Origin of the sequence: Aequorivita antarctica (genome assembly GCF_007997155.1) — a bacterium.
Taxonomy (GTDB): Bacteria; Bacteroidota; Bacteroidia; order Flavobacteriales; family Flavobacteriaceae; genus Aequorivita; species Aequorivita antarctica.
The window spans coordinates 1-26,412 of sequence record NZ_VORT01000006.1 but is presented as its reverse complement, the minus strand read 5'-3'; the positions used below and the strand labels follow the sequence as shown (position 1 = coordinate 26,412).

Annotated in this window: 25 protein-coding genes; 7 read left to right on the top strand and 18 right to left on the bottom strand. The window is 37.3% G+C overall.

The window, feature by feature from the left end; genetic code table 11:
- Nucleotides 1-118 precede the first annotated feature (118 nt).
- The 9 genes from ESU54_RS09545 to ESU54_RS09505 form a co-directional block, all read right to left on the bottom strand.
- Nucleotides 119-901: an enoyl-CoA hydratase-related protein gene (locus ESU54_RS09545; RefSeq protein ID WP_111845814.1), complete on the bottom strand. Its 783-nt coding sequence runs from the start codon at nt 899-901 to the stop codon at nt 119-121.
- A gap of 52 nt (nt 902-953) precedes the next feature.
- The gene (gene paaD, locus ESU54_RS09540) at nt 954-1,457 is read right to left on the bottom strand and encodes a 1,2-phenylacetyl-CoA epoxidase subunit PaaD (protein ID WP_111845815.1); all 504 of its coding nucleotides are present in this window, start codon (nt 1,455-1,457) and stop codon (nt 954-956) included.
- 112 nt (nt 1,458-1,569) lie between these two features.
- Nucleotides 1,570-2,325, bottom strand: a complete 756-nt coding sequence (gene paaC, locus ESU54_RS09535) for a 1,2-phenylacetyl-CoA epoxidase subunit PaaC (protein ID WP_111845816.1) — start codon at nt 2,323-2,325, stop codon at nt 1,570-1,572.
- 26 nt (nt 2,326-2,351) lie between these two features.
- Nucleotides 2,352-2,732 (bottom strand): four helix bundle protein, encoded by a 381-nt coding sequence (locus ESU54_RS09530; RefSeq protein WP_111845817.1) that lies wholly within the window; start codon nt 2,730-2,732, stop codon nt 2,352-2,354.
- A 42-nt stretch (nt 2,733-2,774) separates the two neighbouring features.
- On the bottom strand, nt 2,775-3,059 hold the full coding sequence (gene paaB / locus ESU54_RS09525) for a 1,2-phenylacetyl-CoA epoxidase subunit PaaB (protein ID WP_111813744.1): 285 nt from the start codon (nt 3,057-3,059) through the stop codon (nt 2,775-2,777).
- A 43-nt stretch (nt 3,060-3,102) separates the two neighbouring features.
- Nucleotides 3,103-3,456, bottom strand: a complete 354-nt coding sequence (locus ESU54_RS09520) for a four helix bundle protein (RefSeq protein WP_111845818.1) — start codon at nt 3,454-3,456, stop codon at nt 3,103-3,105.
- A gap of 45 nt (nt 3,457-3,501) precedes the next feature.
- Entirely contained in the window at nt 3,502-4,458 is a 957-nt protein-coding gene (gene paaA, locus ESU54_RS09515) for a 1,2-phenylacetyl-CoA epoxidase subunit PaaA (protein ID WP_111845819.1), read from the bottom strand.
- 41 nt (nt 4,459-4,499) lie between these two features.
- Nucleotides 4,500-5,573 carry a 2Fe-2S iron-sulfur cluster-binding protein gene (locus ESU54_RS09510; RefSeq protein ID WP_111845820.1) on the bottom strand — a complete coding sequence of 358 codons (1,074 nt, stop codon included), beginning with the start codon at nt 5,571-5,573 and terminating at the stop codon, nt 4,500-4,502.
- 82 nt (nt 5,574-5,655) lie between these two features.
- A complete protein-coding gene (locus ESU54_RS09505) occupies nt 5,656-6,225 on the bottom strand; it encodes a TetR/AcrR family transcriptional regulator (RefSeq protein ID WP_111845821.1) in 570 nt (189 codons plus the stop codon).
- Between the two features lie 134 nt (nt 6,226-6,359).
- Between ESU54_RS09505 and ESU54_RS09500 the strand changes: the two genes are divergently transcribed.
- Together ESU54_RS09500 and ESU54_RS09495 are read left to right on the top strand one after the other, a co-directional pair.
- Entirely contained in the window at nt 6,360-8,129 is a 1,770-nt protein-coding gene (locus ESU54_RS09500) for an aromatic amino acid hydroxylase (protein ID WP_111845822.1), read from the top strand.
- Nucleotides 8,130-8,177: 48 nt separating this feature from the next.
- Nucleotides 8,178-8,483 carry a rhodanese-like domain-containing protein gene (locus ESU54_RS09495; protein WP_111845823.1) on the top strand — a complete coding sequence of 102 codons (306 nt, stop codon included), beginning with the start codon at nt 8,178-8,180 and terminating at the stop codon, nt 8,481-8,483.
- On the opposite strand, the gene ESU54_RS09490 is transcribed toward ESU54_RS09495, so the two are convergent.
- The 4 genes from ESU54_RS09490 to ESU54_RS09475 form a co-directional block, all read right to left on the bottom strand.
- Nucleotides 8,478-9,092, bottom strand: a complete 615-nt coding sequence (locus ESU54_RS09490) for a DUF4230 domain-containing protein (protein WP_111845824.1) — start codon at nt 9,090-9,092, stop codon at nt 8,478-8,480. The two genes, ESU54_RS09495 and ESU54_RS09490, sit on opposite strands and share 6 nt — an antisense overlap.
- Nucleotides 9,093-9,168: 76 nt before the next feature.
- Nucleotides 9,169-11,928, bottom strand: coding sequence for a TonB-dependent receptor (locus ESU54_RS09485; RefSeq protein ID WP_111845825.1), 2,760 nt, complete (start codon nt 11,926-11,928; stop codon nt 9,169-9,171).
- Between the two features lie 42 nt (nt 11,929-11,970).
- The gene (locus ESU54_RS09480; protein WP_111845826.1) at nt 11,971-12,351 is read right to left on the bottom strand and encodes a GxxExxY protein; all 381 of its coding nucleotides are present in this window, start codon (nt 12,349-12,351) and stop codon (nt 11,971-11,973) included.
- A 46-nt stretch (nt 12,352-12,397) separates the two neighbouring features.
- Entirely contained in the window at nt 12,398-13,288 is an 891-nt protein-coding gene (locus tag ESU54_RS09475; RefSeq protein WP_111845827.1) for a GLPGLI family protein, read from the bottom strand.
- 259 nt (nt 13,289-13,547) lie between these two features.
- On the opposite strand from ESU54_RS09475, the gene ESU54_RS09470 reads away from it, so the two are divergent.
- Together ESU54_RS09470 and ESU54_RS09465 are read left to right on the top strand one after the other, a co-directional pair.
- Entirely contained in the window at nt 13,548-14,348 is an 801-nt protein-coding gene (locus ESU54_RS09470) for a hypothetical protein (protein WP_111845828.1), read from the top strand.
- 2 nt (nt 14,349-14,350) lie between these two features.
- Nucleotides 14,351-14,965, top strand: coding sequence for a deoxynucleoside kinase (locus ESU54_RS09465; protein WP_111845829.1), 615 nt, complete (start codon nt 14,351-14,353; stop codon nt 14,963-14,965).
- A gap of 110 nt (nt 14,966-15,075) precedes the next feature.
- Here the strand turns inward: ESU54_RS09465 and ESU54_RS09460 are convergent, their stop codons facing one another.
- Complete coding sequence (locus tag ESU54_RS09460; RefSeq protein ID WP_111845830.1) at nt 15,076-17,580, bottom strand: sodium-translocating pyrophosphatase; 2,505 nt, start codon at nt 17,578-17,580, stop codon at nt 15,076-15,078.
- Nucleotides 17,581-17,740: 160 nt separating this feature from the next.
- Nucleotides 17,741-18,253, bottom strand: a complete 513-nt coding sequence (locus ESU54_RS09455) for an inorganic diphosphatase (RefSeq protein WP_111845831.1) — start codon at nt 18,251-18,253, stop codon at nt 17,741-17,743.
- 439 nt (nt 18,254-18,692) lie between these two features.
- On the opposite strand from ESU54_RS09455, the gene ESU54_RS09450 reads away from it, so the two are divergent.
- The 3 genes from ESU54_RS09450 to ESU54_RS09440 all read left to right on the top strand — a co-directional run bounded on the left by ESU54_RS09450 (nt 18,693) and on the right by ESU54_RS09440 (nt 22,631).
- A complete protein-coding gene (locus ESU54_RS09450) occupies nt 18,693-19,076 on the top strand; it encodes a (deoxy)nucleoside triphosphate pyrophosphohydrolase (protein WP_111845832.1) in 384 nt (127 codons plus the stop codon).
- Nucleotides 19,076-22,216 carry a DUF3427 domain-containing protein gene (locus tag ESU54_RS09445; protein WP_111845833.1) on the top strand — a complete coding sequence of 1,047 codons (3,141 nt, stop codon included), beginning with the start codon at nt 19,076-19,078 and terminating at the stop codon, nt 22,214-22,216. The genes ESU54_RS09450 and ESU54_RS09445 overlap by 1 nt, the downstream gene beginning before the upstream one ends.
- 175 nt (nt 22,217-22,391) lie before the next feature.
- A complete protein-coding gene (locus tag ESU54_RS09440; protein ID WP_111845834.1) occupies nt 22,392-22,631 on the top strand; it encodes a hypothetical protein in 240 nt (79 codons plus the stop codon).
- A gap of 83 nt (nt 22,632-22,714) precedes the next feature.
- Here the strand turns inward: ESU54_RS09440 and ESU54_RS09435 are convergent, their stop codons facing one another.
- The 3 genes from ESU54_RS09435 to ESU54_RS09425 all read right to left on the bottom strand — a co-directional run.
- Nucleotides 22,715-23,491, bottom strand: a complete 777-nt coding sequence (locus tag ESU54_RS09435; protein WP_111845835.1) for a DUF1206 domain-containing protein — start codon at nt 23,489-23,491, stop codon at nt 22,715-22,717.
- Nucleotides 23,492-23,747: 256 nt separating this feature from the next.
- Entirely contained in the window at nt 23,748-25,595 is a 1,848-nt protein-coding gene (locus ESU54_RS09430; RefSeq protein WP_160113310.1) for a tetratricopeptide repeat protein, read from the bottom strand.
- Nucleotides 25,596-25,786: 191 nt separating this feature from the next.
- The coding region (locus tag ESU54_RS09425; protein WP_146848113.1) for a T9SS type A sorting domain-containing protein at nt 25,787-26,412 on the bottom strand (626 nt) is incomplete at its 5' end.

Here is a 26,412-nt window from a genome sequence, read left to right as displayed (position 1 = left end):
TTTTTTTGTGAAGCTGTTTTAATACTAGCTACAAAAATCGAAATTAACTCATTGTTCTCTGAAAGTAATCCTTCAATTATTTTCTTTAACCTCTCGATTGCGCTCGAGGTGACATTAATTAATTTCCTTTGAAGTTTGGCTTTCTTTTATTTACAAACGCATCAACGCCTTCCGCATAATCTTCGCTTTGAGCAGCTTCTATTTGAAGTTTGCTTTCCAAATTTAATTGTTCTTCCAAAGAATTTTGCATTGAATTGTTTAACAAACGCTTCGTTAATCCCAATGCTTTAGTAGGCATATTCGCCATTGTGTTTGCAATATTATTTACTTCATCCATAAAATTTTCTGAAGAAACTACTTTATAAACCATCCCAAGTTTTTCGGCTTCTTGGGCAGAGATTTTATCGCCCAACATCATTAAAGCCGATGCTTTTTGAAAACCAATCAACCTCGGTAAAAAGAAGGTTCCCGCACTATCTGGCACCAATCCAATTTTACTGAATGCTTGAATAAAGCTTGCGTTTTCCGAAGCAATAACCACATCACAAGCCAAAGCGATGTTTGCACCTGCGCCAGCTGCAACACCATTAATGGCGCCAATCACTGGTTTTTCAATATTTCGAATTCGAGAAATAATTGGGTTGTAATGTTCTTCGAGAATTTTTTTGAAACCTGGATTCAATTCAGGTGAAGTAACTTCCTTTAAATCCTGCCCTGCACAGAACGCTTTTCCGCTTCCAGTGATTACAATTGCGCGAACTTCAGAATTTTTTTCGCAGGCATCCAATTCGTTTTGAAGCAACAACGCCATTTCGCGGTTGAAACTGTTGAAAACCTCAGGACGATTAAGCGTTAAGATTGCCACTTTATTTTCTATTTGTGTGGTTATGCTTTTATTCAAATTTATATGTTTTAAAAGACCCTTCGATTGCGCTCAGGGTGACATTTCGTTATTATTTTAAACATTTAAAGTAATCAAACGGTTCTTGGCAATCGTCGCATTTAAAAAGTGCTTTGCAAGCCGTGGAACCAAATTGACTAACAAGATGAGTATTTGTGCTTCCGCATTGCGGACATTTCACCAGTTTTTTTTCGCCGAGCAAAACATCTTTGTCGGCTGTTTCTGAAAGCGGACGGGCAATACCGTATTCTTCCATTTTTTGTAATCCTTCCTCTGAAATCCAATCGGTGGACCAAGCTGGTGAAAGAATTAATTCAACTTCTACTTTCTTTCCAATTTCTGAAAAAGCTGCTTTTAGATCATCACCTATTACATCCATTGCTGGGCAACCGGAATAAGTTGGAGTGAGTTTTATGTGAACAATTCCATTTTCTTCAATTGCTTCTCGAATTACACCCAAATCCAAAACAGAAAGCACAGGAATCTCCGGATCTGAAACAGTTTTCAGAACTGGGACTAAGTCTTGCTGTATGTTCGGTTTTTCTGTGAGTGTCATAATTTATTAACGATTGCAGGAACCCGATTAACGATTGTTGATTAACGATTTTTGATTGTTGAAGTTTTTAATTCTGAAATCAGCAATCTTCAATCGTTAATCGTTAATCATTCTACCACGTCATATTCGGATAGGTGCGCTGCATATATTGCAAATCAGCCAAAATATAACCCATATGTTCAGTGTGAATTCCTTCTTTTCCGCCTTTAGTAAAATATTTGTTTTCTGGAATAGTGAGTGTGGCTTCTTTTAAAACTTCGGAAACCTCTTTGTAATATTTCCCTTTAAAAGATGAAACATCAATTCCGATGCCTTCTTTAACCATAGCATTTTCAGCATCAGTCATAAAGAAAAGTTCATCGGTGCATCGCCAAAGATCATCGATTGCTTCCTGCATTTTAGTGTTACTTTCTTCAGTGCCATCACCCAAACGTTTTACCCAATCGCTTGAAAAACGTTTGTGATAACTCACTTCCTTAATTCCTTTTTTTGCAATAGCTGCCAATGTTTCGTCGGGACTGTTCTGCAATTTTTCCATCAACATCAAATGATAGACATCAAACAAAAACTGACGGCCAATCACGTAACCGAAATGTGTATTTGGCTGTTCTACCAAAAGACAGTTTTTGTATTCCCTTTCAATTCTTAAAAAAGCGATATCGTCTTCAGTTTTACCTTCTCCGGAAATTTTTGCGGCATATTGATAATAACTTCTAGTTTGACCTAGCAAATCCAACGAAATATTTGTTAGTGCAATATCGGTTTCCAAGTTGGGACCGTGACCGCAGAGTTCACCCAATCGCTGCGCTAAAATCAGGGAATTGTCAGCAATTGTGAGGATGTAATTATAGAGGTTTTTGTTTTTCATTTTATAAAGGCATTAGGGATTGGGTATTAGGTAATAGTATTTCTTTCTTTTATCTTATTCCTAAGTGAGGAAAGCATTTTTGTCAATTCAGATAAGTATTTTCGATTTTCTTCGTCTTCTTCTACTGAAATATAATCCCTTCTTCTTGCTTTCGTACTACAAGAAACACATTCATTAGAACTATAAATAGAATAGTTAATATGTTTAATGAATTGCAAATCGCTTCCTGGATAGCCTTCTGCAACATTCAAGGCAATAGAATCTGCAGCTCTTCTGAATTGAGATGACAGCGCATATAATTCATGTTGAGTAAATTTCATTACTAATATGTTAGTCAATTCACCAAAATCCATAGCTTTTTGATAAACATTTAAATCTTCAAACTTAAAATGATATTTACTTTTCATAACATACTAATTCCAAATACCCATTGCCTAATCACTTAAGATTTACATGTGCTTCACCTCATCCGGCAAATCATAAAAAGTGGGATGACGATATACTTTGTCCTGCGCAGGTTCAAACATTTCGCCATTATCTGCAGGATTTGAAGCGGTAATATTTTTGCTTTCAACAACCCAAATGCTCACGCCTTCATTTCTTCTAGTATAAACATCGCGGGCATTTTCCATTGCCATTTCAGCATCGGCAGCGTGGAGGCTTCCAAAATGACGGTGTTCCAATCCATTTTTACTGCGGACGAATATTTCCCAAAGGGGCCAATTCTTTTTCATAAATAAAGTCTTGAGTAGTTAGTATTTTGTATTGAGTTATTCATTATTTCTCTAAAGATTTAATTAATGCGTAATTCATTTTTTGTACTTCTATTACTTCTTTAAGAATAGGTTCAACCAAATTTTCTGAGACTAAATTTAGCTTATGCGAAAGTATTAATTGAGTAAAAAGCTCATACGCTGAACCATTTGCAATGCTAATGAAATTTTTAAATTCACCTTTTGTATTTCTTCCTGCACCTTCAGCAATATTTGACGGAACAGAAATAGCACTTCTTCTTATTTGGCTAGTCAATCCGTATTTTTCTTCTTTTGGGAACTTTGAAGATAATTTATAAGTTTCAACTGCAATGTCCATTGCTTTATTCCAAACTTTTAAATCATTTAATACATTCATAATGGTAAGATTCTCATTACTATTCTCTCAATACTCAATACTTAATTAACTTGCTTTTGCTATCTTCTTATTTGCATTCTTTTCGGCGTGCGCCATTGCAGCATCACGCACCCATTCGCCATTATTCCATGCGTTGACGCGTGCACTCATTCGTTCTTTGTTACACGGGCCGTGGCCTTTTACCACTTGCCAGAATTCATCCCAATTAATTTCACCGAAATCATAACTACCAGTTTCTTTATTGAATTTCAAATCTGGATCTGGAATTGTAAGTCCCAGCAAATCTGCTTGTGGCACCGTTTGATCTATAAATTGCTGGCGTAATTCGTCGTTACTTTTGCGTTTCAGTTTCCATTTCATTGATTGTTCCGTGTGAATGGACTCAGCATCGGTTGGCCCCAACATCATTAAACTTGGCCACCACCAGCGATTTAAAGCATCTTGCGCCATTGCTTTTTGCTCTTCGGAACCTCGGCAAAGCGTCAGCATAATTTCGAAACCTTGTCGTTGGTGAAAACTTTCTTCCTTGCATACGCGTACCATTGCTCTTGCATAAGGCCCGAAAGAAGTATTGCAAAGCGGCACCTGATTTATAATGGCGGCACCGTCAACTAACCAGCCTACTGCGCCCATATCGGCCCAAGTTACCGTTGGATAGTTGAAAATAGAAGAATATTTCGCCTTTCCGCTATGTAGCTGTTCGTAAAGTTCATCTCTTGAAATTCCTAGGGTTTCACAAGCCGAGTACAGATATAAACCGTGGCCGGCTTCATCTTGAACTTTCGCAAGCAAAGCAGCTTTTCTTCGCAAAGAAGGCGCACGGGTAATCCAATTTCCTTCGGGAAGCATTCCCACAATTTCGGAATGCGCGTGCTGGCTCATTTGCCGAATATGGGTTTGACGGTATTTCTCCGGCATCCAATCTTTTGGCTCTATCTTTTCATCGCGCGCAATGCGGGCTTCGAAAATTTCTTCTAAGTTTTTTACTTCTTTTTCACTCATCTCTTTATGCTTTAAGCTTTAGGCGGTAAGCCGTAAGCTAGTTATACATCAAAATCTACTTTCACTTTCTCTGAAGTTGGCACAGCTTGGCAACTCAATACCAAGTTTTGTGAAACTTCTTTATCGCTTAATGCGTAATTTATTTTCATCTCTACGCTGCCTTCCAAAATCTGGCATTTGCAGGTGCTGCAAACTCCGCCCTTGCAGGCAAAAGGCAAATCGGCACCCGCAGCTAAGGCCGCATCGAGAATATTGTCAAAATCTTTAGTCATTGTAAATTGAAATTCCTTTCCGGCATCTACAATAGTCACTTCAACTCCTTCAACATTTTGTTGCGCCAAACGTTCGGCGCGTTTTTTATCTTCTTCGGTCAACCCTGTTACAAATAATTCAAAATGAATCAATTCTTTTGGCAAACCTACTTGAATTAAATAGTTGCTTACATAACTAACCATTTCTTCGGGACCGCACAAAAACACTTCGCTTGTATCGGGAATATCGATGAAATTTTTAGTCAGAACCTGCATCTTTTCATCGTTAAAACGCCCGTTAAAAAGTTCAATATCGCGGCGTTCTTTCGTAAGAAAATAATAAATTTCGAGTCTTCCGAAATATTGATTTCGCAACTGTTCCAAAGCTTCTTTAAAGATAATGGATTTCGCCGTTTTATTCACATAAAACAGTTTGCAAGTTGCTTTTGGCTCCAAAGCCAAATGCGTTTTAATCATAGAAAGAACAGGAGTAATGCCACTTCCTGCAGCGAAAAAAAGATAGTTTTTCGGTTTATCCGGTTCTATTTCAACGCCAAACATGCCGCTGGGCTCCATAATTTCCAAGATGTCTCCAGACTTCAATGTAGCATTAACAAAAGTTGAAAAAGCACCTCCAGGAATCGTTTTTACTGCCACTTGCCATTGGTTGTCAATGGGGCTGGAACACAAACTATAGGAACGGCGCGTATCTTCGCCATTAATATCAGCTTTCAGGGTTAAATGTTGACCTTGGCGAAAGTGGAATTCCTCAGCCAAATTTTCTGGAATGTCAAAAGTAATTACCGAACAATCGTTGGTTTCTTTATAAACCTCTTTTACTTTTATTTTATGAAATTTTGCCACTTCTTTTTTTTCGAATTAGGTTAACAAAACTAACGCTTGTTAGTTAGAATTGCAAATTATTATTTTTGTGATAAACTGTCCGTCACACAATACCTTTTATCAATACCGAAACCATATCTTTTTTCAAAATATTTACATCCACTTTTCCACGCTTTTGATACCATAAATAAAGTGTTCGCAATGTTGAAAGTATTGAAAATAATATTACTTCGGGATGGTATGATTTTATTTCGCCCGCATCCATTCCTTGTTTAATAATGATTCGGAAATTTTCTTCGTAATCTTCCCGCATTTTCACGAAAGCTTCCAAATCTTCTTCTTCCAAATGCATCCAATCATTGTTCAGGGCTGCAAGTGCTTCAGAATGATTCACTGTAATATCTATATGAAGTTCGATAACTTTTTCAACTTTTTTTATGGCTGAAGTGTTTTCAGTAACCACGGATACCATTCCATCGGTAAATTCTTTTGCGACTTTCAAAATGATTTCAGAAAGTATTTCCTGCTTGCTTTTTATGTGGTTGTAAAGACTCGCAGCCTTTATGTCCATTGCCGTTGCAATGTCGCGCATAGAAACAGCTGTGTACCCTTTTTCATAAAAGAGACGTGTTGCAGTTGCTATAATTTCTTCTTTTCTGGAGATTGTTTTCATTGATGATGCAATATATGAATTTTAGGGCTGAGCACCCCTTCCGATTTTTTTACGAAAAAGCAAAAAAACCACCTTCCCCTGAAAAAGGGGAAGGAGCTATGCATTTTCAAAACAAAACCAAGTACTTTTGAATTATGGAAAGCAAGATTGAAACCAACGAATTGTTGGACCGGTTACCGCCGCATTTAAAACAATATATAAAACCACAAAATTATGAGCAATACACGCCCATAAACCAAGCGGTTTGGCGTTATGTAATGCGGAAAAATGTGGATTATCTGGCAAAGGTTGCCCACGAAAGTTATTTGGGCGGGCTCAAAAAAACCGGTATTTCCATAGATGAAATTCCTTCGATGTATGGAATGAACCGTATTTTAAAGGAAATTGGCTGGGCTGCAGTTGCGGTTGACGGATTTATTCCACCGAATGCGTTTATGGAATTTCAGGCGTATAAAGTGCTAGTCATTGCCAGCGACATCCGCCAACTTGAAAATATTGAATACACGCCAGCACCCGATATTATTCACGAAGGTGCAGGCCACGCACCAATTATTGCAAGTCCAGATTATGCAGAGTATTTGCGCCGTTTTGGGGAAGTTGGCGCCAAAGCCATTTCCAGTGCGCACGATATTGATATGTATGAAGCCGTTCGCGAACTTTCTATTTTGAAGGAAGCCGAAGGCATTTCACAGGAATTGATAAATGCTGCAGAAAATCGCGTGGAAGAACTTCAAAATAAAAAAGTAAAACCTTCCGAGATTTCATTGATTCGAAATTTGCATTGGTGGACTGTGGAATACGGAATGGTTGGCACGGTGGAAAATCCAAAGATTTATGGTGCGGGACTGCTTTCCTCAATTGGTGAAAGTGTTTGGTGTATGAAAGAGGAGGTGAAGAAAATCCCTTATTCCATTGAAGCGGCTTATCAAGATTTCGATATTACAAAACCACAACCGCAACTTTATGTAACGCCAGATTTTGCTTATTTACAGGAGGTCCTGGAAGAATTTGCGAACACCATGGCCGTTCGGAAAGGTGGTTGGCGCGGACTGAAAAAACTTATAAAATCAAAACAGCTCGGGACTATTGAAATTAGTACCGGACTTCAAATAAGCGGGCATTTTTCGCGAATGATCAAAAACGAGGATAATGAAGTTGTTTATTTTGAAACTGAAGGCGAAACCGCACTTTCCTACCGTGAAAAAGAAGTAATCGGTCACGGAATAAGTAGACATAAAAAAGGTTTCCGTTCTCCTTTGGGGAAATTAAAAGGCATTAATTTATCCATTGAAAATATGGGTCCGAGAGATTTGCAAGCGTATAATTTTTATGATGGAAAACAAATTGCTTTTGAGTTTGAAAGTGGAATAACGGTGCAAGGTTTGAACGTTACTGGAATACGAAATCTTCGAGGCGAGCTGATGCTAATTCAATTTACAGATTGTACAGTAAAGTATAAAGATGAAGTTTTATTTTCTCCAGAAATGGGTGATTTTGATATGGCAGTAGGCAAAGAAATTGTTTCTGCTTTTGCGGGTGCTTCTGATTACCATTCGTTTAATTTAGTGACACACACTTCTTCAAGCGAAACCATTCGTCCGCAAATTTCTGAAAAGGAAAAAGAGTTGAATTCTTTTTATAAGGAAGTGCGGGAAATTCGTAATTTCAATGAAATAGATTCGACAAAACTTCAGCAAACTTTTAAAAATTTAAAAGAAAATCATCAAAGCGATTGGCTACTTATGTTAGAAATTTATGAATTACTTGTAAAAACGGATTCAGATTTTTCCAATGAGGTATTAAAACAGCTTTTACATTTAAAACAACAAAGACCTAAAGTGGCACATCTGATTGAAGGTGGATTGGCACTTTTAGAAGCAAACAAAAAAGTAATTATTAATTAACACTTCGACAAGCTCAGTGTGACAAGTGCGAGGAAAAATTCATATTAAATGGGATTATTAGATTTTTTATTGGGAAACAAAACAAAGAAAATTGAAGATTTTAAAAGCCGTGGTGCTATCATTATTGATGTGCGAAGCAAAGGGGAATATGACGGGGGAGCAATTCCAGGTTCAAAAAACATTCCTCTTCAGAATATTTCTTCCAAAATATCTGAAATAAAAAAATGGGACAAACCAGTGATTGCATGCTGCGCCAGCGGAATGCGAAGTGCAAGTGCCACAGGAATTCTAAAAAGCAATGGCATTGAGGCGATGAACGGCGGCGGATGGTATAGCTTGAACAGTAAACTATAATTTCAACTTTTGAAGATCTTGTTCTTCTTCGATGGGTTTTCCGTTATATTCCAACTTCCAACCCATTGAATTGGTAAGTATATAAATTTTCTGAAGTTCAGAAATCAATCGATTTTGGGCATTGGTGCGAAGTTCTGATGCTTCAATTTTTTTGCGAAGTGATTTTTCAACTCGCTGTTTTATTTTGTTATAATCTGAAGCGGAGAACTGGTTTAAATAATCCTGGGTCACATCGTAATATTCAATATTTGGATTGATAGAAAGTTCTGGTTCAGGAATATTGGTGATGGTTACGGTTTTTGTGGTTTCATCAACTGTTGTGTTTACCTTGCTTAAATCGTACGCAATACTTGCTTTTGCATTTACAACAACCAATGCTTTCTTTCTGGCATCAAACATTCCATAAAGCAAATCCTTGCTGTCGTTATAAGTGAAAACTTGGGCGTAACTACCCTCGGTTACAATCAGTTTTCCGACGTTTTTTAATTCTTTTTGAATAAGTGCCGTATTGGCTTCAAGAATTTCACGATTATCTTTCTTGTTTTCACAATAACGCAATCCGAAAACAATTACAAAGGCAATTACAATTCCGAGGAAGATGTTTCGCATGGTGACAATTTTTATGGGAAAGGTACGAAAAACATTCCACCCCCAAACCCCTACCTTCAAAGGGAGGGGAGCATTTTTACAGGTCGTATTTTATTACAAACATCACAATGCGTGGCATCACAAAATATTGCGACGTATTACTGAATTGGTCATTAAAACTGTCATTGTTGATGGATTCGGTATCCAAAATATTGGTGGCCTGTACTGAAAATTCCCACGGACTTTCGCCGTGTTTGTAATATAAATTTGCATTGAAAAAGGAATAACTGTTTTCAATCGTTTTGGCTTCGTTCGTATAATTGTAATAATCCCATTCGGCAAAAAGATTGAAATCCTTTAAAAAACGAAGATTCACGTTTGCATAGGGCCGATTTGTGAAAAATATTTGAGTCGAGCCCCCGTTGTCATAATCATTTTTTACGAAACGATAGCCCACTTCAAAATTTGGAAAGGTTTTGAAATTGCTTAAAACACTGGCATTATAGTTTTGGGTAAAACTTTGGCTTTCGCGAATTTCATCATTTACGATGTTATTTGTTTTGCTTAAAAACACTGCGGCATCAAGCTTAAACTGAACTTTTTTTATTGTTTTGCTAAATCTTCCAACTGCTGAAAATGTTTCATCGGGGAAGTTGCTGTCAAAATTTATAGGGCTACTCACTTGACTTATACCCTCCAAGTTTGTGTTAGCTTTTATAGCATCAATTCGTCGTGTGTAACTTAAATTTCCGCCAATGTTTGTATAGTTAAAAAGATTAAAACTGAAATAAGTTAAATTATAACTGTGCGAAAGTGAATTTTCCAACTCTCTATTTCCGCGGAAAAGTCGGTTGTAATCATTGAAGACATAGGCTTGGGCATAGTTATTAACATCACTATATTCTGAAGTTATTGCATAGTTGAAGCGCAAGTTTTCACTTTTCTTCAGTTCCAAAACCACGTTTATATCTGGCAAAACCATCCAATCGTTTTGGGTAGCAGTTGTCCCCAACTGTTCGTTTTTCAGATTATAATTATGAAGCGTAACCCCTGGCGTAAAAATGAATTTTCCACTTTTCAATTTATAGTGAAGCCCGAAAAAAGCATCTGTGAACACATAAGTTACATGGTTGTTGAAATCATCTTCAGTGAAATCATTTTGATTCCCATTATCTAAAATCTGAAAAATACTTGAGTTAAACTTTTGGTTACTGTAAGTAGTTCCGATTGTTAAATTAATATTGCTGACATTGTTCAAAACATAGTAATAATCAACCTTTGCATCCAGTTTATTACTTTTTATGGTTTTGTTTTGATTGACATTATAACGATCCGATTGTTCCAAAGGATCAAATGTATCTGCATCGCTATTAAAAGGATCTGCCAGATCTATTTGTGTAAAAACCCCTCGAAATGGAATTAAATCCTGCTCAGCTTGATAAAACGGATCTTCATTTTGATATAAATGCTGAACCTCTGCTGCAAAAATATTTTTATCGTTTAAAGTGTAATAAGCATTCGCAGTTTGATTTATGGAAAAGGGTTGGTTTTCCTTTACCTCCGAAATATCATTTTGATTGCCGCCAACAAAGGAAATTGTGGCATCGTCTTCAGTTTGCTTCGAAGTTTTTATCAAGGCATCATAATCTAACTGAAAGTTTGTATTTGGTTTATAGGTACTGCTTAGTTTTAGCATTGCCAATTGGTTGCGCTGATCGTTTTCAGTAATTGTATTTTCAGTGACTCCATTTGAAGTATATTGACGAATACTATTGTTAACGATGTTTGTTTTGTTATCGCTCAAAATTCCAAAACCGCTAATATCCAGTTTCTCATTTACAGCATAGCTGAAGTTTCCTGCAACAAATTTGGCGTCAATCTCCTTTGCCCTATCATTTTGTGAAACCGCAAACCCTAGGTCGCTATCGCTAATTCTAAAACTAGTTCCGCCGCCTTTGTTGAAATTCTTAAACCCGCCGGTAAAGTTGAAATAATCTCGAAACGTAAATGGCACTTCCCCAATATTGTTGAAATCGGTAATTATGTTGATGCTGTATTTCGGACTGTAATAAAACAATTTGGGATGTACTAGATAACGTCCATTTTCTTGTCCATATTCATCTGCCAAGCCAGCGCCGGCAGTAACTTCACCAAACCAGAAATTTTTCTTTCCTTCTTTTAATCTAATATTGATTGCTACATTATCGCGGTCATTTCCAAGGCCACGCATTTGATCAACTTCGTTGTAATTCCGAAGTACTTCCACTTTATCTACTGCATCTGCAGGAATGTTTTTGGTGGCGAGTTTGCTGTCGCCATCAAAGAAATCTTTCCCCTCAACCATTACTTTGGTAACAGTTTTACCTTCAACCTGTATTTCTCCATCTTCATTAACTTCAACGCCGGGAAGCTTTTTCATCACGTCGCCAAGTTTTCGCTCGTCGCCATTTGTGAAACTGTCAGCGTTGTAAATTATGGTGTCGCCCTTTACGGTTACAGGCATTTCGTATACAATTTCCACATCGTCCAGTTGATTTTCCTGAGGATTTAAGATAAAATCCAAATCGATATTTTCTGCGTCTGTAGAAACATTTACCGTTTGTTCCTTGCTTTCATAACCCAGAAAACTGGCTCTTAAAACGTAGTTATTTCCCTTTGGAAGATCTAATTGGTAGCGTCCTTGGTAATTAGTAATTCCGTAAGATTCCGTTTTACCCGTAGTTTTGATGCTCGCGATAACATTGGCAAATTCCAATGGATTGCCGATACTGTCTTTGATGGTTCCTTTCACCTTAATGCTTTGTGCGGAAAGGGAAATTGAGAAAATCAATAAGAGAATTGTAATTATTTTGTTCATGGGAAAGAATGATTTACCACAGAGACACAGAGGGCACAAAGATTATAAATAGCCATTTATTACTCTTTTAAGACCGTCTACTAATTTTACTGAATTGAAATTCACTAAAAGTCCGAGTTTTAAATCTTTAAGTTTTAGATAAGTTAAAATTTGAGCAGTGTGAATTGGAGCTAAGTCTTCAACAGACTTTATTTCTACTATAATGGTATTTTCAACAATTAGATCAATTCTATATCCAGCATCCAACTTTACTTCTTTATAAATTATTGGTAATGCTATTTGTTGTTTTACATTCAATCCTAAATTTCTCAACTCATAAGCCAAACAATGTTCATAAGAACTTTCCAGCAACCCAGGGCCCAATTCTTTATGGACCTCAATACAAGCCCCTATAATTTTTGAAGAAATTTCGTTTTCTATCATTTTATTTTTTCTCTGTGCCCTCTGTGTCTCTGTGGTTTTTTACTTTTTACCCCCCAAAACCACCTCCACGACGGTCATTGCCACCACGACCTCTAAAATTCTCGCGAAGTTCATCAGTCTTTTCCTTTACAATTGTAGTGTATTCGTCACGGGTAACTTTTTTACCTTTTGTGGGTGGTTCAATTTTTTCTGAATCTTTTGGATTCATTACTATTTTGGAACAAAGAAGCGTAGTTCGGTAAAAATTCAATTCTAAAATAAGTCCGGGCAAACCCGCAAATTCGCCTGGTCCGTTACTAATCGGAATTTGAGGTGTAAACCATGCGGTAACCTCAATTTCCTTTGGAATTTCAATCATATCCATTGGGTCTTCCGGTTTTGTTGTGTCTTTTTTTACTTCGGCATTTTCTTTTTCATTTTCATCTTTTCGATCGCGTTTGGGACGGGCCATACTATAATCGTTTGGATCTACTTTCTTTATTGCAGTTGCTTTGAAAGCGATGTATTGCCCAATTTGTTTTGACTCATTTGTTGTTTGCCAATCCAAGGTTTGTATGGAATCTGTTACCAAAAATTGTTTTCCGAAGAATTCATTTTCTTCAACAATTTGTCCGGTTTTCAGATTTTTGTATTGAGCTCCCGGCGTATAGCTGCTCATCATCATTTTAAAACCAGGATTTATAGGACTTGCATCCAGTTTTTCCTGCTCTTTGTAAATGGATTCATCTTTATTAAAAGTAAGAACGTAGGTTTTTTCCAAGGCGCTTTTCATCATTGTTGCCACGGTTTTTTTCATCTCCTCGCTCATTTCACGACCACCTCCAAAGGCATCCATATCTACAGTGGTTTTGGATTCATAATAAGCTTGCCCGCTAATATTTTGGGCGTTTATTCCGAAAGTAAAAAGCAGAAGAAAAATTAAGGTATATTTTTTCATAAAAAGATTTTGATGATTATTGCCAAAGTTAAAACACTTTGACTAAAGTGTTTAATAATAGTTTCATTTGTTTGAACAAATAGTGTTCTTTAACACTAAGACGAGTGAAGTTATAATCTGTTACATTATTTTTCGTTCAAATAAAACCTTCATTTTGTAACTTGCCAACTTTATGAAATGCCATTAACAGATTGTAAACCCCAAACGAAGGTGTATGTTGGGGCATTCCATCTTCCTATTTCTCAAATATCTTATACAGATGAAACAGCTTTTTCTTCTTTTTCTGCTTATTTGCCAATTGAGCATTTCGCAAAGCCTCGCTCCAATAAGCAAGGCGCCACTTGTTGCTGATAGGTTTATAGGTTCGGATAATTACAAAAACACTTACTTTATTAAGGACAGGGTAATCAACAAACAAGGTCCCGACGGTAATTTTCGCTTCAACGACCTTCAGTTGGGGCGGATTACTTCGGTAGATATTATTAATCCGTTAAAAGTGGTTGTGTTTTTTCAGGATACAAATACGGTGGTTTTGTTGGACAACAAGTTGAGTGAAATTGAACGCATCAATTTCAATAATCTGCCACAGTTTTTAAACGTGAGCACCGCCACCAACGCTGGAAGCAACAGCTTGTGGCTTTTTAATGTTGATACGCAGCAGCTGGAACTTTATAACTACGGCTCCAAATTGCAGACGGTGGTTTCGCAACCCTTTTCAGGGAGATTGATTTCGCAGGCGAGTAATTTTAATTATTGCTTCACTTTGACCGAAAAGAAATTACGAGCTTTCAATATTTATGGAAGCATTCTGAATGAAACGGCTTCGGAAGGCTATGAAAAATTAGTTCAGCAGAACGAAAATTTGATCGCTTTAAAGGAAAATTCACTTTACTACATTCCCGATTTCGCTAAGCGGAATGATGCCATTTCACACGAAACCGTAAAGTTGTCATTCCCTGAAATAAAAATTAAAGACTTGCAGCTTACCAATGATTTCCTGTATATTTATGACGGCGAAATTTTGCACACTTTTAAACTAACCCTTTCAACTAAAGAATAGATATGCACGTTGCAATTGCAGGGAACATAGGTTCCGGAAAGACCACCCTTACCCGATTATTGGCAAAACATTACAAATGGCAAGCCCATTACGAAGAGGTTGATGACAACCCCTATTTGGATGATTTTTACAACCAAATGGAGCGTTGGTCTTTCAATTTACAGATCTATTTTTTGAACAGCCGTTTTCGACAAATTCTTGAAATTCGCGAAAAAGGAAAAAGTGTAATTCAGGATCGTACCATATACGAAGACGCCTACATTTTTGCACCCAACCTGCACGCGATGGGCCTAATGACCAACCGCGATTTTGAAAACTACAGGTCGCTTTTTGAACTTATGGAAAGCGTTACCGAAGGTCCCGATTTGCTTATCTATTTGCGAAGTAGTATTCCAAATTTGGTAGACCAAATACACAAACGTGGCCGCGATTATGAAAACTCTATCAGCATCGATTACCTAAGCCGTTTGAACGAGCGTTACGAAGCTTGGATACACGATTACGACAAAGGAAACCTCATCATTTTTGATGTGGACAATATAAACTTTGTGGACGATCCAGAGCATTTGGGCCAAGTGATCAACAAGATAGACGCCGAGCTTCACGGACTGTTTTAAATAATTACTCTTTAAGAAATTAGATACAAGACTTTTATAAAAAACAAGACCCCGTCGATATGACAGGGTTTTGTTTTTTGGAATTTGATTTTTGGAATTTGGAATTTCCTTTACTCCTTATCCTTTATTTTAATTTTCACCCCGTCCACATCTTTTAATTGTGCACGAACTTCTTCTTCAGATCCAGTAAAAGTTTTGGTTTCAGTAGTTTCTAAGCCATCAACAGTTCTTGTGATGGTAACGTTTGCCGTAACTTGATCGTTTTTGTCATTCTTCAACATTTCAACCATCGTTTCGGTTTTGTTATTTAAGTCTTCACCTTCTTTAATAGTGCTTCCGGTTTCAATGTATTGAATTTGCTTTTCGGTCAAAATGGTTTTGTTCCCATCGGCATCAATAAAGTAAACTTCTTCAGAAGAGCTTTCAGCAGCCATTACATCACTATCGTGGTTTCCTAGAATTGGAGCAATTACCAAGCCTATCAAACAAGTAAGTTTAATCAAAATGTTCATAGAAGGTCCTGAAGTATCTTTGAAAGGATCCCCAACAGTATCACCAGTTACGGCTGCTTTGTGCGCATCGCTTCCTTTATAGGTCATTTCGCCATTGATCAATACACCAGCTTCAAAAGATTTTTTAGCGTTATCCCAAGCACCACCAGCGTTGTTTTGGAATATAGCCCAAAGCACACCGCTTACGGTAACACCAGCCATATAGCCACCCAACATTTCTGCGATTGCCATATTGTTCATTCCAAAAATCATTGGAACAAAAGCAATAACAAGTGGGAAACCAATAGTCATAATTCCTGGCAATAACATTTCTCTTAAAGAAGCTTTAGTTGAAATAGCCACACATTTGTCGTATTCTGGCTTGCCCGTACCTTCCATAATTCCTGGGATCTCACGGAACTGTCTTCTTACTTCATTCACCATTTGCATTGCAGCTTTACCTACCGCATTCATAGCCAGTGCAGAGAATACAACCGGAATCATACCACCAACAAAAAGCATCGCTAAAACAGGAGCTTTAAAGATGTTAATACCATCAATTCCTGTAAAGGTTACGTATGCAGCAAAAAGTGCCAATGAAGTTAATGCGGCTGAAGCAATGGCAAAACCTTTACCAGTTGCTGCAGTTGTATTACCAACAGAGTCTAAAATATCTGTACGTTCACGAACTATTGGTTCCTGCTCGCTCATTTCGGCAATACCACCCGCGTTATCGCTAATAGGTCCGAAAGCGTCAATTGCAAGTTGCATAGCAGTTGTTGCCATCATTGCAGAAGCTGCAAGCGCAACCCCATAAAAGCCGGCAAAAGCATACGATGCCCAGATAGCACCTGCAAAAAGTAATACTGAAGGGAAAGTAGAAATCATTCCTGTTGCCAAACCTGCAATAATGTTGGTTCCTGCGCCAGTGCTAGATTGTTGTACTATTTTAAGAATTGGGCTTTTACCTAAACCAGTGTAGTATTCAGTTACCGATGAAATTCCAGCACCAACTACCAAACCAACCAAGGTGGCATAAAATACTCTCATTGATGAAATCTCTTGAAGCCCTTCGCCGAAGAAACTCATATTCATAGTTTCTGGAAGCATCCATTTAACAAGAACAAAACACGAAATAGCCACTAATACAATTGATACCCAGTTTCCAATATTCAATGCACCCATAACTTGGGCTTCCTTTGCATCATTACTTTTTATTTTTACCAACATAGTTCCTATCATAGAAATAATGATCCCTACTCCTGCAATAGCCATTGGCAATAAGATTGGGCCAATACCACCAAATGCATCGGTAATGGCGCCTCCCATATCTTTTATAACGTAGTTACCCAAAACCATCGCTGCTAATACTGTTGCAACATAACTACCAAATAAATCGGCACCCATACCTGCAACATCACCAACGTTATCACCTACGTTATCAGCTATAGTTGCTGGGTTTCGTGGATCATCTTCTGGAATTCCAGCTTCTACCTTACCTACTAAATCTGCGCCAACATCGGCAGCTTTTGTGTAAATACCACCACCTACTCTTGCAAATAATGCAATAGACTCAGCTCCAAGAGAGAATCCTGCTAATGTTTCAAGAACAATGGTCATATCCATTGTGTTTGTCCAAACACCTCCCATAAAGTAATGAAAGAAAAAGATAAAGAATGATGTTAATCCCAATACTGCAAGACCTGCAACACCAAGACCCATTACTGTACCACCACCAAAAGATACTTTAAGTGCGTTAGGTAAACTTGTTCGTGCAGCTTGTGTGGTACGAACGTTTGTTTTGGTTGCTATTTTCATCCCCATATTACCCGCAAGGGCAGAGAATATAGCGCCGAAAATAAAGGCTACTACTATTAATATATGTGTGGTAGGAACAACGAATGATACTACTGCCAAAGCAACACTTACGATAACAACGAAAACGGCAAGCAACCTGTATTCAGCATTAAGGAAGGCTAAAGCACCTTCATAAATGTGGTCACTTATTTCTTTCATTTTACCATCGCCTGGGTTTTGTTTCAATACCCAAGAGCGTTTAACAGCCATAAAGAGTAAGCCTACTATCGCCATTACAATTGGCGCGTAAATCATCATTGATTCCATAATTTATTTAATTAAGATTGGTTTTCAAATTTGCGATTGCAAAAATAGGGAAATGGTTTGGGATACGAAACAGTAAAATGCAGGAAACCTAACAGTCAGATTGCTTCGTGCCTCGCAATGACGTTTGTTAGGTTTTAACCGAAATAGTAATCGTGTAATTTTAAATACTGAAATGTCCCTGCACCTCTGGTGTTTCCTTGTAGCGTTTTACGCATTGGTTATAAATTTCCATAGCTTCATTTGCATCTCCCCAACCATCAACGTCAACTTTTTTCTTTTCAAGATCTTTGTAAACCTGAAAGAAATGCTCAATTTCCTTTACCAAATGTGGATTCATATCTGATAGGTCATTCAAACTGCTCCAAATAGGGTCTGAAATAGGCACACAGATTACTTTTTCATCAGGGCCTTTTTCATCAGCCATGTGGAAAACACCGATTGGTTTTACTTCCATCACACACATTGGGAAGGTAGGTTCGCCACCCAAAACCAAAACATCCAGCGGATCGCCGTCCAATGCCAAAGTTTCTGGTATAAAACCGTAATCTGCGGGATACATCATACTACTGAAAAGCATCCTATCAAAGCGGATTTTCTTCAATTTAAAGTCGTATTCGTATTTGTTGCGGCTGCCCTTGGGGATTTCTATCAGTACGTCGAATGTCTTGTTCATGATCTTTTCTGTAAATTATTTTTGTGGGGGCAAAAGTAGTTATTTTTTTAGTAGTGAGTAATGAGTTTAGTAGTTAGTAATGAGTAATGAGTAGTGAGTATTTTTAGTGGATTCACTGTTGTTATTTGCCCTTATATAATTGGTATTTTGACCGCTCGTTTCTGCGTATTCACGACTATTTTTAAATTTGTAGGAAAAAAGGGCTGTTTTCCTACATTCTAATGACTTTGCTATGGCTTTGCTATGGAGTATCCGTGGCTGGGGTTTTAAGGAGAAGACATTATGAGTTTTTAGTCTTTAAAATTTTGGGGGTCGTGGGTCGGATTTTATGGAAAAACGCATTTTAAGTTGCTATTGTGTAATGCGGGTTTTGGGGGTTGGGTGAAGGAATAGAACAAATTTCATACAATTTATTAAATTATACTTGTAGTTTTATAAAATGATTTATGTAGTTTGTGCAGTAATTTATAGAGAAGGGAAAATCCTCATTGCGCAGCGAAGCGAGAAAATGAAGTTACCGTTAAAATGGGAATTTCCTGGCGGCAAATTAAAAAAAGGAGAAAACGAAGAACAAGCTATAACGAGAGAAATCAAAGAAGAATTAAACATTGAAATCCTTCCTTTTCAAAGAATATCTTCTCACACCCACGACTATGGTTCCTTAAAAATAAATTTAATAGCCTACTTGTGTGAGTATATTTCAGGGGAAATCAAACTTTTGGAACACCTAGACTTTGAATTTGTCTACTTTGAAGATCTAAAAGGCTATGATTTTGCAGAAGCGGATATTCCTGTTATTGAAAAATTAAAAACATTACTATAATGATTGAAGGTATTTATGAGCAATTAATAACCAAGTTAGTTGCTTTCAAACTTGAGAGCCTTAATGCAAAGCAATTTTATATTAAAGAATCTCCAATTGACAAAGAAGAAGCTGCGCAAGTTTTATCAAAACACCTTAATAGCACTATTGGTTATGCGCTTTCTTTAATCAAGGGTGAATACGCAATTGAAAATCAGATTAAAGTTGCAAACAAAATCATTCGAATTTTAAAAGACGAAATTGACAATAACCTTATTGAAGGTGACCTTATTGAAACAGAAGGAAGAATTCTTAAAGCTGTTTTCGAAAAAACTGACGCACACTTCTCCGACTTGGAATTGCATCTAAAAGAAATCACCCCTTACACTAGGTTAACACATAGCGAGTTATTTACAGGCGGAAACGTTGGCCTCTCTTTAGAAAGCGAATTAAAAAAAGAGATTCTTTCATCAAATAGAGTGGATTTATTAGTTTCTTTTATAAAATGGAAAGGAATAATAATTCTAGAAAGGGAATTACGTGAATTCACTGAAAGAGGTGGTCAATTGAGAGTCATTACAACGACTTATATGGGAGCTTCAGATTACAAAGCAATTCAATTACTTTCAAAATTGCCAAATACTGAAGTTAAAATATCTTACAATACTGGGAATGAAAGATTGCACGCAAAGGCATATTTCTTTTACCGCAATACAGGATTTCACACTGGATATATTGGTTCTTCTAACTTTTCGCGCACTGCTTTAACAGATGGTTTAGAATGGAACCTTAAAATAACTACAAAGGAGGTAAGCCATATAATTGATAAGTTCCAAAAAACCTTTGATGTTTATTGGCAAAACAATGAATTTGAATTGTTTAATGACGAAACACATTCTGAAAAACTAATCACTTCACTTAGGTCGGGGAAAATGCCACAACAAAGCTTCAATAACTTGGCTTATTTTGATTTGAAGCCTTACCCCTACCAAAAGGAAATATTGGAAAGGTTGGAAGTGGAGCGCATTGTTCACAATAGACATAAAAATTTATTGGTCGCAGCCACAGGGACTGGAAAAACAGTTGTTTCGGCTTTCGATTATAAGAGGTTTAAACAGGAAAATAAAACTGCGAAACTACTATATGTCGCTCATAGAAAAGAGATTTTAACACAAGCGAGATCAACATTTCAAGGTGTTTTAAAAAATAATAATTTTGGAGAATTATGGGTTGATGGAATGGAACCAGATAAATTCGATTTTGTATTTGCTTCCGTCCAAACTTTAAGAAACAGAATCGATGAGCTTTCTTTAAGTCCTACATTTTATGATTTTATAATTATCGATGAGGTTCATCATATTTCAGCTTCAAGTTATAGACCTATACTCAACCACTTTAAACCATCAGTTCTATTAGGATTAACTGCTACTCCAGAGAGAATGGATAATGAAAACATTCTCGACGATTTTTGTGATAGAATTGCAGCAGAAATAAGGTTACCAGAAGCCTTAAACAGAAAACTTTTATGTCCATTTCAATATTTCGGAATTTCAGATAGTATAGATTTGTCTAAGGTTAGATGGGAAAATGGAAGATATGTTCCAAGTGAATTAACGAAATTGTATTTAGCAAATGATAAGCGTGTTGGGGAAATATTAAACAACACTAATAAATATCTAAGAGACATAAACGATGTTAGAGCACTGGGATTCTGTGTAACTATTGAGCATGCTAAGTATATGGCCGAAAAGTTCACATTAGCCAATTTAAAAGCACATTATTTAACCAGTGAAAACTCAAGGGAAAGAGAGGAGGTAAGAAGAAAACTACGAAATAAAGAAATCAACTATCTATTTGTTGTGGATATATTTAATGAAGGAGTCGATATCCCTGAAATTGACACAGTCTTGTTTTTGAGACCAACAGAAAGTCTAACGATATTCCTACAACAATTAGGAAGAGGACTTAGGCTATCTGAAGGTAAAGAATGTTTGACTGTATTGGATTTCGTGGCTAATGCAAGACCTGAATATAATTTTGAAAATAAATTCAGGGCATTAATTGGTAAAACCACTACCCGTGTGCAAAAAGAAATTGAAGACAATTTTCCACATTTGCCCTTAGGTTGTTCAATTGTACTTGAACAAAAAGCGAAACACAATATTCTTGAAAATATTATTGCCGCAACCTCAGTTAATAAACGGCAGCTTATCCAGAAAATTCAAAATTTTGAACATCAAACCACTTTGCCTCTTACACTAGCAAATTTCATTTCTTTCAATAATATTAGTTTACAAGCAATTTACAAAAGAGGAAGTTGGAAAAGACTACTTCAATTTGCAGGTAAGCACGGTGACTTCGAAAGCACACACGAAAAAAAGATTGTTTCAACCATTTTAAAAAAATGGCTTTCCACTAATTCCATAAGCTATTTTCAGTTTATTTTAAATATCGCCAAAGAGAGGTTTAAACCCAAGTTTGATTTATTTGATGGAGAAGAAAAAACAATGCTTCTTATGCTACACTATGATGTCTGGCAAGATACAAAAGAGTTTGACTCCTTAGAGAATAGCATACAAGCAATTGGAAAAAATATAGTACTTGTTGATGAAATGATTGAGGTTTTAGAAATTCTAATCGATGAAATTAGTTTTAAAGAAATAAACATCGATCTTCCGTATATACAACCTTTGAAGGTTCATTCACGCTATACTCGCGATCAAATATTGGTGGCTTTCGGGTTAAGTACTTTTTATAAAAAGTCATCTAACCGAGAAGGTGTTGCGGAAAATAAATATCTTAATACCGAGATTTTATTCATTGACCTCATTAAATCAGAAGAAGACTTTTCTCCAACTACGATGTACAATGATTATGCAGTTAATGAAACCTTATTTCATTGGCAGTCTCAAAATCAAACACGTTCAGACCACGGTAAAGGTTTAACTTACATTAATCACCAAGACCTTAATAAAAAGATTCTACTTTTTATTAGAGAAAAAGCAAAAGATGAGTTTGGGAATACAATGGGATATGTTTTTATTGGAGAGGGAAACCTCCTAGATTATTATGGATCTAAACCAATGAGTATAAATTGGAATTTAAGTGAGCCTATCCCACAATATTTGTGGAATGCATCTGCTAAGATGTCAATTGGATAGTGTAAGAATAAATGTCTTCTTTACAAATCTGTCATAAATTCATATTCTTAGTCTGGCTGCTAAAGGACCACTCCACTAAGAGATCAGTGAAAGAATTGTTGGATGATTATCTGTGGTCAAGGATTTAGGATAGTCGAAATTTAGATTTTACAATACATATTTACTACCGAACACGATGGTTATCTATACAGATTATATCACACCCAGCAGAACGCTAGAGACAATATCCTCCGAAGGAAGTAATGAGTACTTGTATATTTATAATTATGAAGGAATTCACTATCGTTTGTTTATAGGACTTTTGGAATTAACCGAATTCTTTGAATCGGGAACAGAGCCTAAATACGATTTTACAGACGAAGGGGATTTGGATTTGTTTTTAGGGGAATATTTGAAAGACATTAATTCGTTTTAAGCCATATAAAAAAGTATGCTGCACAAAAACCTCATCCACCTCATCGCCATAATCTTAAGACTTAAGAGCTTTTTTATAAAAACTCACTCCCCATCAAAACTACGGTAGCGCGTAAGCAACACATAAAAAGCGCCATAAGAAATAAAGCCTACGGCAGTAAAGCCCATTAAAATCCTGCCCAACATAGATTGGTCCAAAAACGAAAAGGCATCCTGTATGCCTTTAATGTCGTGATTGCCAGAATAGATGCCTGCCCGCAGAAAGAAATAAGCGATTATGGCGACAATAAAGGCGCGGGAATAAAAACCAAATTGGCCTATACGGCGGATGAGTTGGTGATATTTATGGCCTTCCAGATTAAATTGATCCAACAGTCCTCCTTTTAAAACCCCAAGTATTAAAATGATGGATTGGATGGCCAATACAATACCCACACATATAAAAACAATGGACAATGTGGAAGGTCCTATGAAGTTGAGATAGCGGGAACTGGAGGTTCCTTCGGCCACGTAAGTGAACACATGATAAAAAGTAAGAACGGCTATAAAAGTATAAACCAGCCCCGTGGTGAAAAGTCCGAAACGGCGCAGTTTTGCTTTTCTGCTGTTGCCTAAATCTTCAGGATCTTTTATGCTCTGTACAAACATCCAAAAGGAATAGCAAAGCAGGCCCACGCCCAAGAGCATCAAGAGTATTTGTCCAAAGGGTTGTTTTTTAAGAAATACAAGGGCTTGGTTGGTGCCAGAACTTCCTCCTCCCATATTTAATGCCGCCAAAAGGGAGAGTATGCCTATTACCAAATAGATGATACCTTTAGAGACGAAGCCTATGGTAGCAGCTATTTTATAGGATTTCTTCACTCTTTTGTGTTGTTATTAAGGCATTCATAAACAAAGTTACGATAAGATTGCTTTGTTGCGAAGGGAGGGTTATGATTCTGACTATATTCATGAGATTGCTTCGCTGCGCTCGCAATGACGCTTCGGCGGACACGTGGGATTTGGGATTTGGGATTCGTTAATTCGGGATTCGGGATTTGGGTTTAGATTTTTAGATTGTTGGATTGTTAGATGGTTGGATAGGATTTGAGATTTGGGATTTGGGATTTGGGATTTGTTATTCCAAATGATCTATCAGTTTTTCAAAGCCAAGGATATCATCTCCCATCCCTATTTTTCTGCGGAGGGTTGCTGTTTTTGATTCTACTTGATCGCTACTTATGCCCATCAGGGAGGCAATTTCCTTGGTGGAAAGCTGGAGTTTTAACATGCAACAGTAAGCTACGTCGCTATCTGATAAACTAGGGAACATTTCCGAAAGTTGTGAGGCAAAAACGGGATGGACCTCTACAAATTTGCCTTTAAAATATTTCCAATAATTATTATTGCTCAAGAGGTCCTTTAATTTTGTGGCCAGAGCTTCAGAACTCTCTGGATTTTCCCGATGGGCTATCAATTCCATTATTCTGTTTTGAAGGTCGGACATTTCCATGGTGACCTCTATCAATTCTTTTTCTTTATTGACCAGCGTTCTTTCGCGTTCCAGACTTAGTTCATGCTCCAAAGTGTTTTTCTCTTCTAAAACCTTTTGGGAGGTTTCTAAACTAGTTACCAGTTCCTGCTGTAGTTTAAGCTTGTTTTTATTGGATAGGAACAGCACCAACCCAATGGCTAGTATGAGTATAAAAATAAGGATACTCAGCAATAGGATATTATCTTTCTTGTTGTTGTTTTCCACCAAAAGCTCGTTGTTTTTTGTCAATACAAGATTCTTCTCGCGCTGCAGACCATTTTGATAAGCTTCCTGAAGTTCCAGTGACTTGGCCTTATTGATGGCGGTATTGAGTGAATCCTTTAAAAAATCCATTCGTTCAAAAGACTGTAATGAGTTTTCTACCATTCCCTTTTGGCTATAGGTGGAAACAGTTTGTTTTAAAAAGTCAATTTCATTTTCGGCATTCATTTTCAGCCTTGATGTTTTTGTATTATTCTTTACCTGGTCTATTACGCTGAGCGCCTTGGTGTATTGTTTATGGTTATTTAAAAAATCGAGATAATGAACGCTTATCTCCATAAACCGAGTTGAATTTAGCTGTAAGGATCCATCATAGGCCTTTTGAAACGCCTCTTGGGCTTCTTGCGTTCTGCCTGTAGCATCATAAACTTTGGCAAGGTTACTTACGCTTAACCACATATATTCCTTATTGTTCATCTCCCGAAGGCCGCTCTCAACTTCTTTTAGGGCCTCTTCAGCGCCTTTATAATTTTCTTCCAACTGGATGAGACAATCAGCATAGCTCAGTAAGGTATAGTAATAATTGAGGCCTTTATTTTTTGCAAAGTTCGGCAACACTTCTTCATATAAATCCTTTGCAAAGGCATAGTCACCATTATTATAATATAAGTTTGCCAATTTTTGCTTCACAATATATAGCTCTCTCTGGTTGTTCACTTCCGTTAAAATGGCAATTGCTTTCTTGAGATATTCCAGTGCTTTTTCACTGTTCATCATATAGTTGTAGTTGGACCCCATTTCGCCGTAGACCAACCCCTCTCCTTCTTTATTTTCAGCTTTTTTATAGAACTGCATGGCGTTATCAAGTGCCTCCAACGATTCTTGATAGCGAGAACCAAAACGGTAATTGATGGCCAAATTAAGATACATTTTGGCATGAGGCAGCGGGTATTTTTCAGTGTAATCCAGCGCCTTTTTCATATAGAATTCCGCGGAATCGGGAACTGCCAATTTATTGTACTGGATGCCTAAAGTGCTATACGTTTTGCCAATCACAGTATCGTGGAGCTCTGCAGCATGCTTCAAAAGACGAAACAAATAGATCTTTGTAGAATCGGGGTTTGAAAGGTTGTTTTCTATCTGCTTGTTGAGCTTTTCTATCGCAGGAGTTTGCGCTTGAGTGCTTAAAAAAAAGCATAGCAGTATAACTAGAGGAGTTAGTTTTTTCATAAATAGGTTTGGATAGCGAAAATATAGATTATTTCCCATAGTTACAATGCAGCGTATGGGGATTGTAGAAAGATGGTTGATTGTTGTCTCCTCCTACGCTGAAAAAGCTTTGCAGGACTAGGGTAGTGGAAAAAAACAAAACCCCTTGCGCTATTTGCACAAGGGGTTTTTATTATTGTTTTGAAAAAAAACTATTCTTTCAATAGGCGCTTGGTTATCTGTCCTTCTTTGCCTTTGATGATCACTACGTAAGTAGCGGCAGCAAGGTTGTCAACGTTTAAGGTCTTGGTCGTTGCCATTCCCTTTAAGTTGAAGGATTGTACCAATCTTCCAGTTAGGTCGTAAATATTGGCGCTCTCAAGCTCTAGACTCTGTGGGTTGCCGATAGTCACTTCACTTTTTGCAGGGTTAGGATACATAGCGATGCTTCCAAGGCTCTGGCTGTTGTTGCCTGCACCAAGTACAGTATCAACAGTAAGCTCAAACTCACAAGTTCCAACATTTCCATACTCGTCCGTTGCCGTAAGTGTAATGGTATAAACGCCATCTGATAATGGTGTTCCCACAGCAGGATCCTGAGAAGTTATAGTCACAGGGTCTGTACAGTTATCGATAGCAGTTGCTTCGCCAGTTGCAAAGTAATCTGGAACAATATAGAACAGGTTACCAGCTCCTGGGTCAACAGTTTGATCTGCTGGACAGGTAACTACCGGCGCAAGAAGGTCAACCGCAGTTACCGTTGCCGTACAAGTGGCTAGGTTACCGTTGTTGTCCTGGCTGAATACTTGCACTGTTACCGGGGTTCCGATATCTGCAC

Bases quoted from the DNA above. Each gene is read 5' to 3' on its own strand.
- paaD (WP_111845815.1), bottom strand. From the start codon at position 1,457: ATGACACTCACAGAAAAACCGAACATACAGCAAGACTTAGTCCCAGTT.
- paaC (WP_111845816.1), bottom strand. From the start codon at position 2,325: ATGAAAAACAAAAACCTCTATAATTACATCCTCACAATTGCTGACAAT.
- ESU54_RS09530 (WP_111845817.1), bottom strand. From the start codon at position 2,732: ATGAAAAGTAAATATCATTTTAAGTTTGAAGATTTAAATGTTTATCAA.
- paaB (WP_111813744.1), bottom strand. From the start codon at position 3,059: ATGAAAAAGAATTGGCCCCTTTGGGAAATATTCGTCCGCAGTAAAAAT.
- ESU54_RS09520 (WP_111845818.1), bottom strand. From the start codon at position 3,456: ATGAATGTATTAAATGATTTAAAAGTTTGGAATAAAGCAATGGACATT.
- paaA (WP_111845819.1), bottom strand. From the start codon at position 4,458: ATGAGTGAAAAAGAAGTAAAAAACTTAGAAGAAATTTTCGAAGCCCGC.
- ESU54_RS09505 (WP_111845821.1), bottom strand. From the start codon at position 6,225: ATGAAAACAATCTCCAGAAAAGAAGAAATTATAGCAACTGCAACACGT.
- ESU54_RS09500 (WP_111845822.1), top strand. From the start codon at position 6,360: ATGGAAAGCAAGATTGAAACCAACGAATTGTTGGACCGGTTACCGCCG.
- ESU54_RS09495 (WP_111845823.1), top strand. From the start codon at position 8,178: ATGGGATTATTAGATTTTTTATTGGGAAACAAAACAAAGAAAATTGAA.
- ESU54_RS09490 (WP_111845824.1), bottom strand. From the start codon at position 9,092: ATGCGAAACATCTTCCTCGGAATTGTAATTGCCTTTGTAATTGTTTTC.
- ESU54_RS09485 (WP_111845825.1), bottom strand. From the start codon at position 11,928: ATGAACAAAATAATTACAATTCTCTTATTGATTTTCTCAATTTCCCTT.
- ESU54_RS09480 (WP_111845826.1), bottom strand. From the start codon at position 12,351: ATGATAGAAAACGAAATTTCTTCAAAAATTATAGGGGCTTGTATTGAG.
- ESU54_RS09475 (WP_111845827.1), bottom strand. From the start codon at position 13,288: ATGAAAAAATATACCTTAATTTTTCTTCTGCTTTTTACTTTCGGAATA.
- ESU54_RS09470 (WP_111845828.1), top strand. From the start codon at position 13,548: ATGAAACAGCTTTTTCTTCTTTTTCTGCTTATTTGCCAATTGAGCATT.
- ESU54_RS09465 (WP_111845829.1), top strand. From the start codon at position 14,351: ATGCACGTTGCAATTGCAGGGAACATAGGTTCCGGAAAGACCACCCTT.
- ESU54_RS09460 (WP_111845830.1), bottom strand. From the start codon at position 17,580: ATGGAATCAATGATGATTTACGCGCCAATTGTAATGGCGATAGTAGGC.
- ESU54_RS09455 (WP_111845831.1), bottom strand. From the start codon at position 18,253: ATGAACAAGACATTCGACGTACTGATAGAAATCCCCAAGGGCAGCCGC.
- ESU54_RS09450 (WP_111845832.1), top strand. From the start codon at position 18,693: ATGATTTATGTAGTTTGTGCAGTAATTTATAGAGAAGGGAAAATCCTC.
- ESU54_RS09445 (WP_111845833.1), top strand. From the start codon at position 19,076: ATGATTGAAGGTATTTATGAGCAATTAATAACCAAGTTAGTTGCTTTC.
- ESU54_RS09440 (WP_111845834.1), top strand. From the start codon at position 22,392: ATGGTTATCTATACAGATTATATCACACCCAGCAGAACGCTAGAGACA.
- ESU54_RS09430 (WP_160113310.1), bottom strand. From the start codon at position 25,595: ATGAAAAAACTAACTCCTCTAGTTATACTGCTATGCTTTTTTTTAAGC.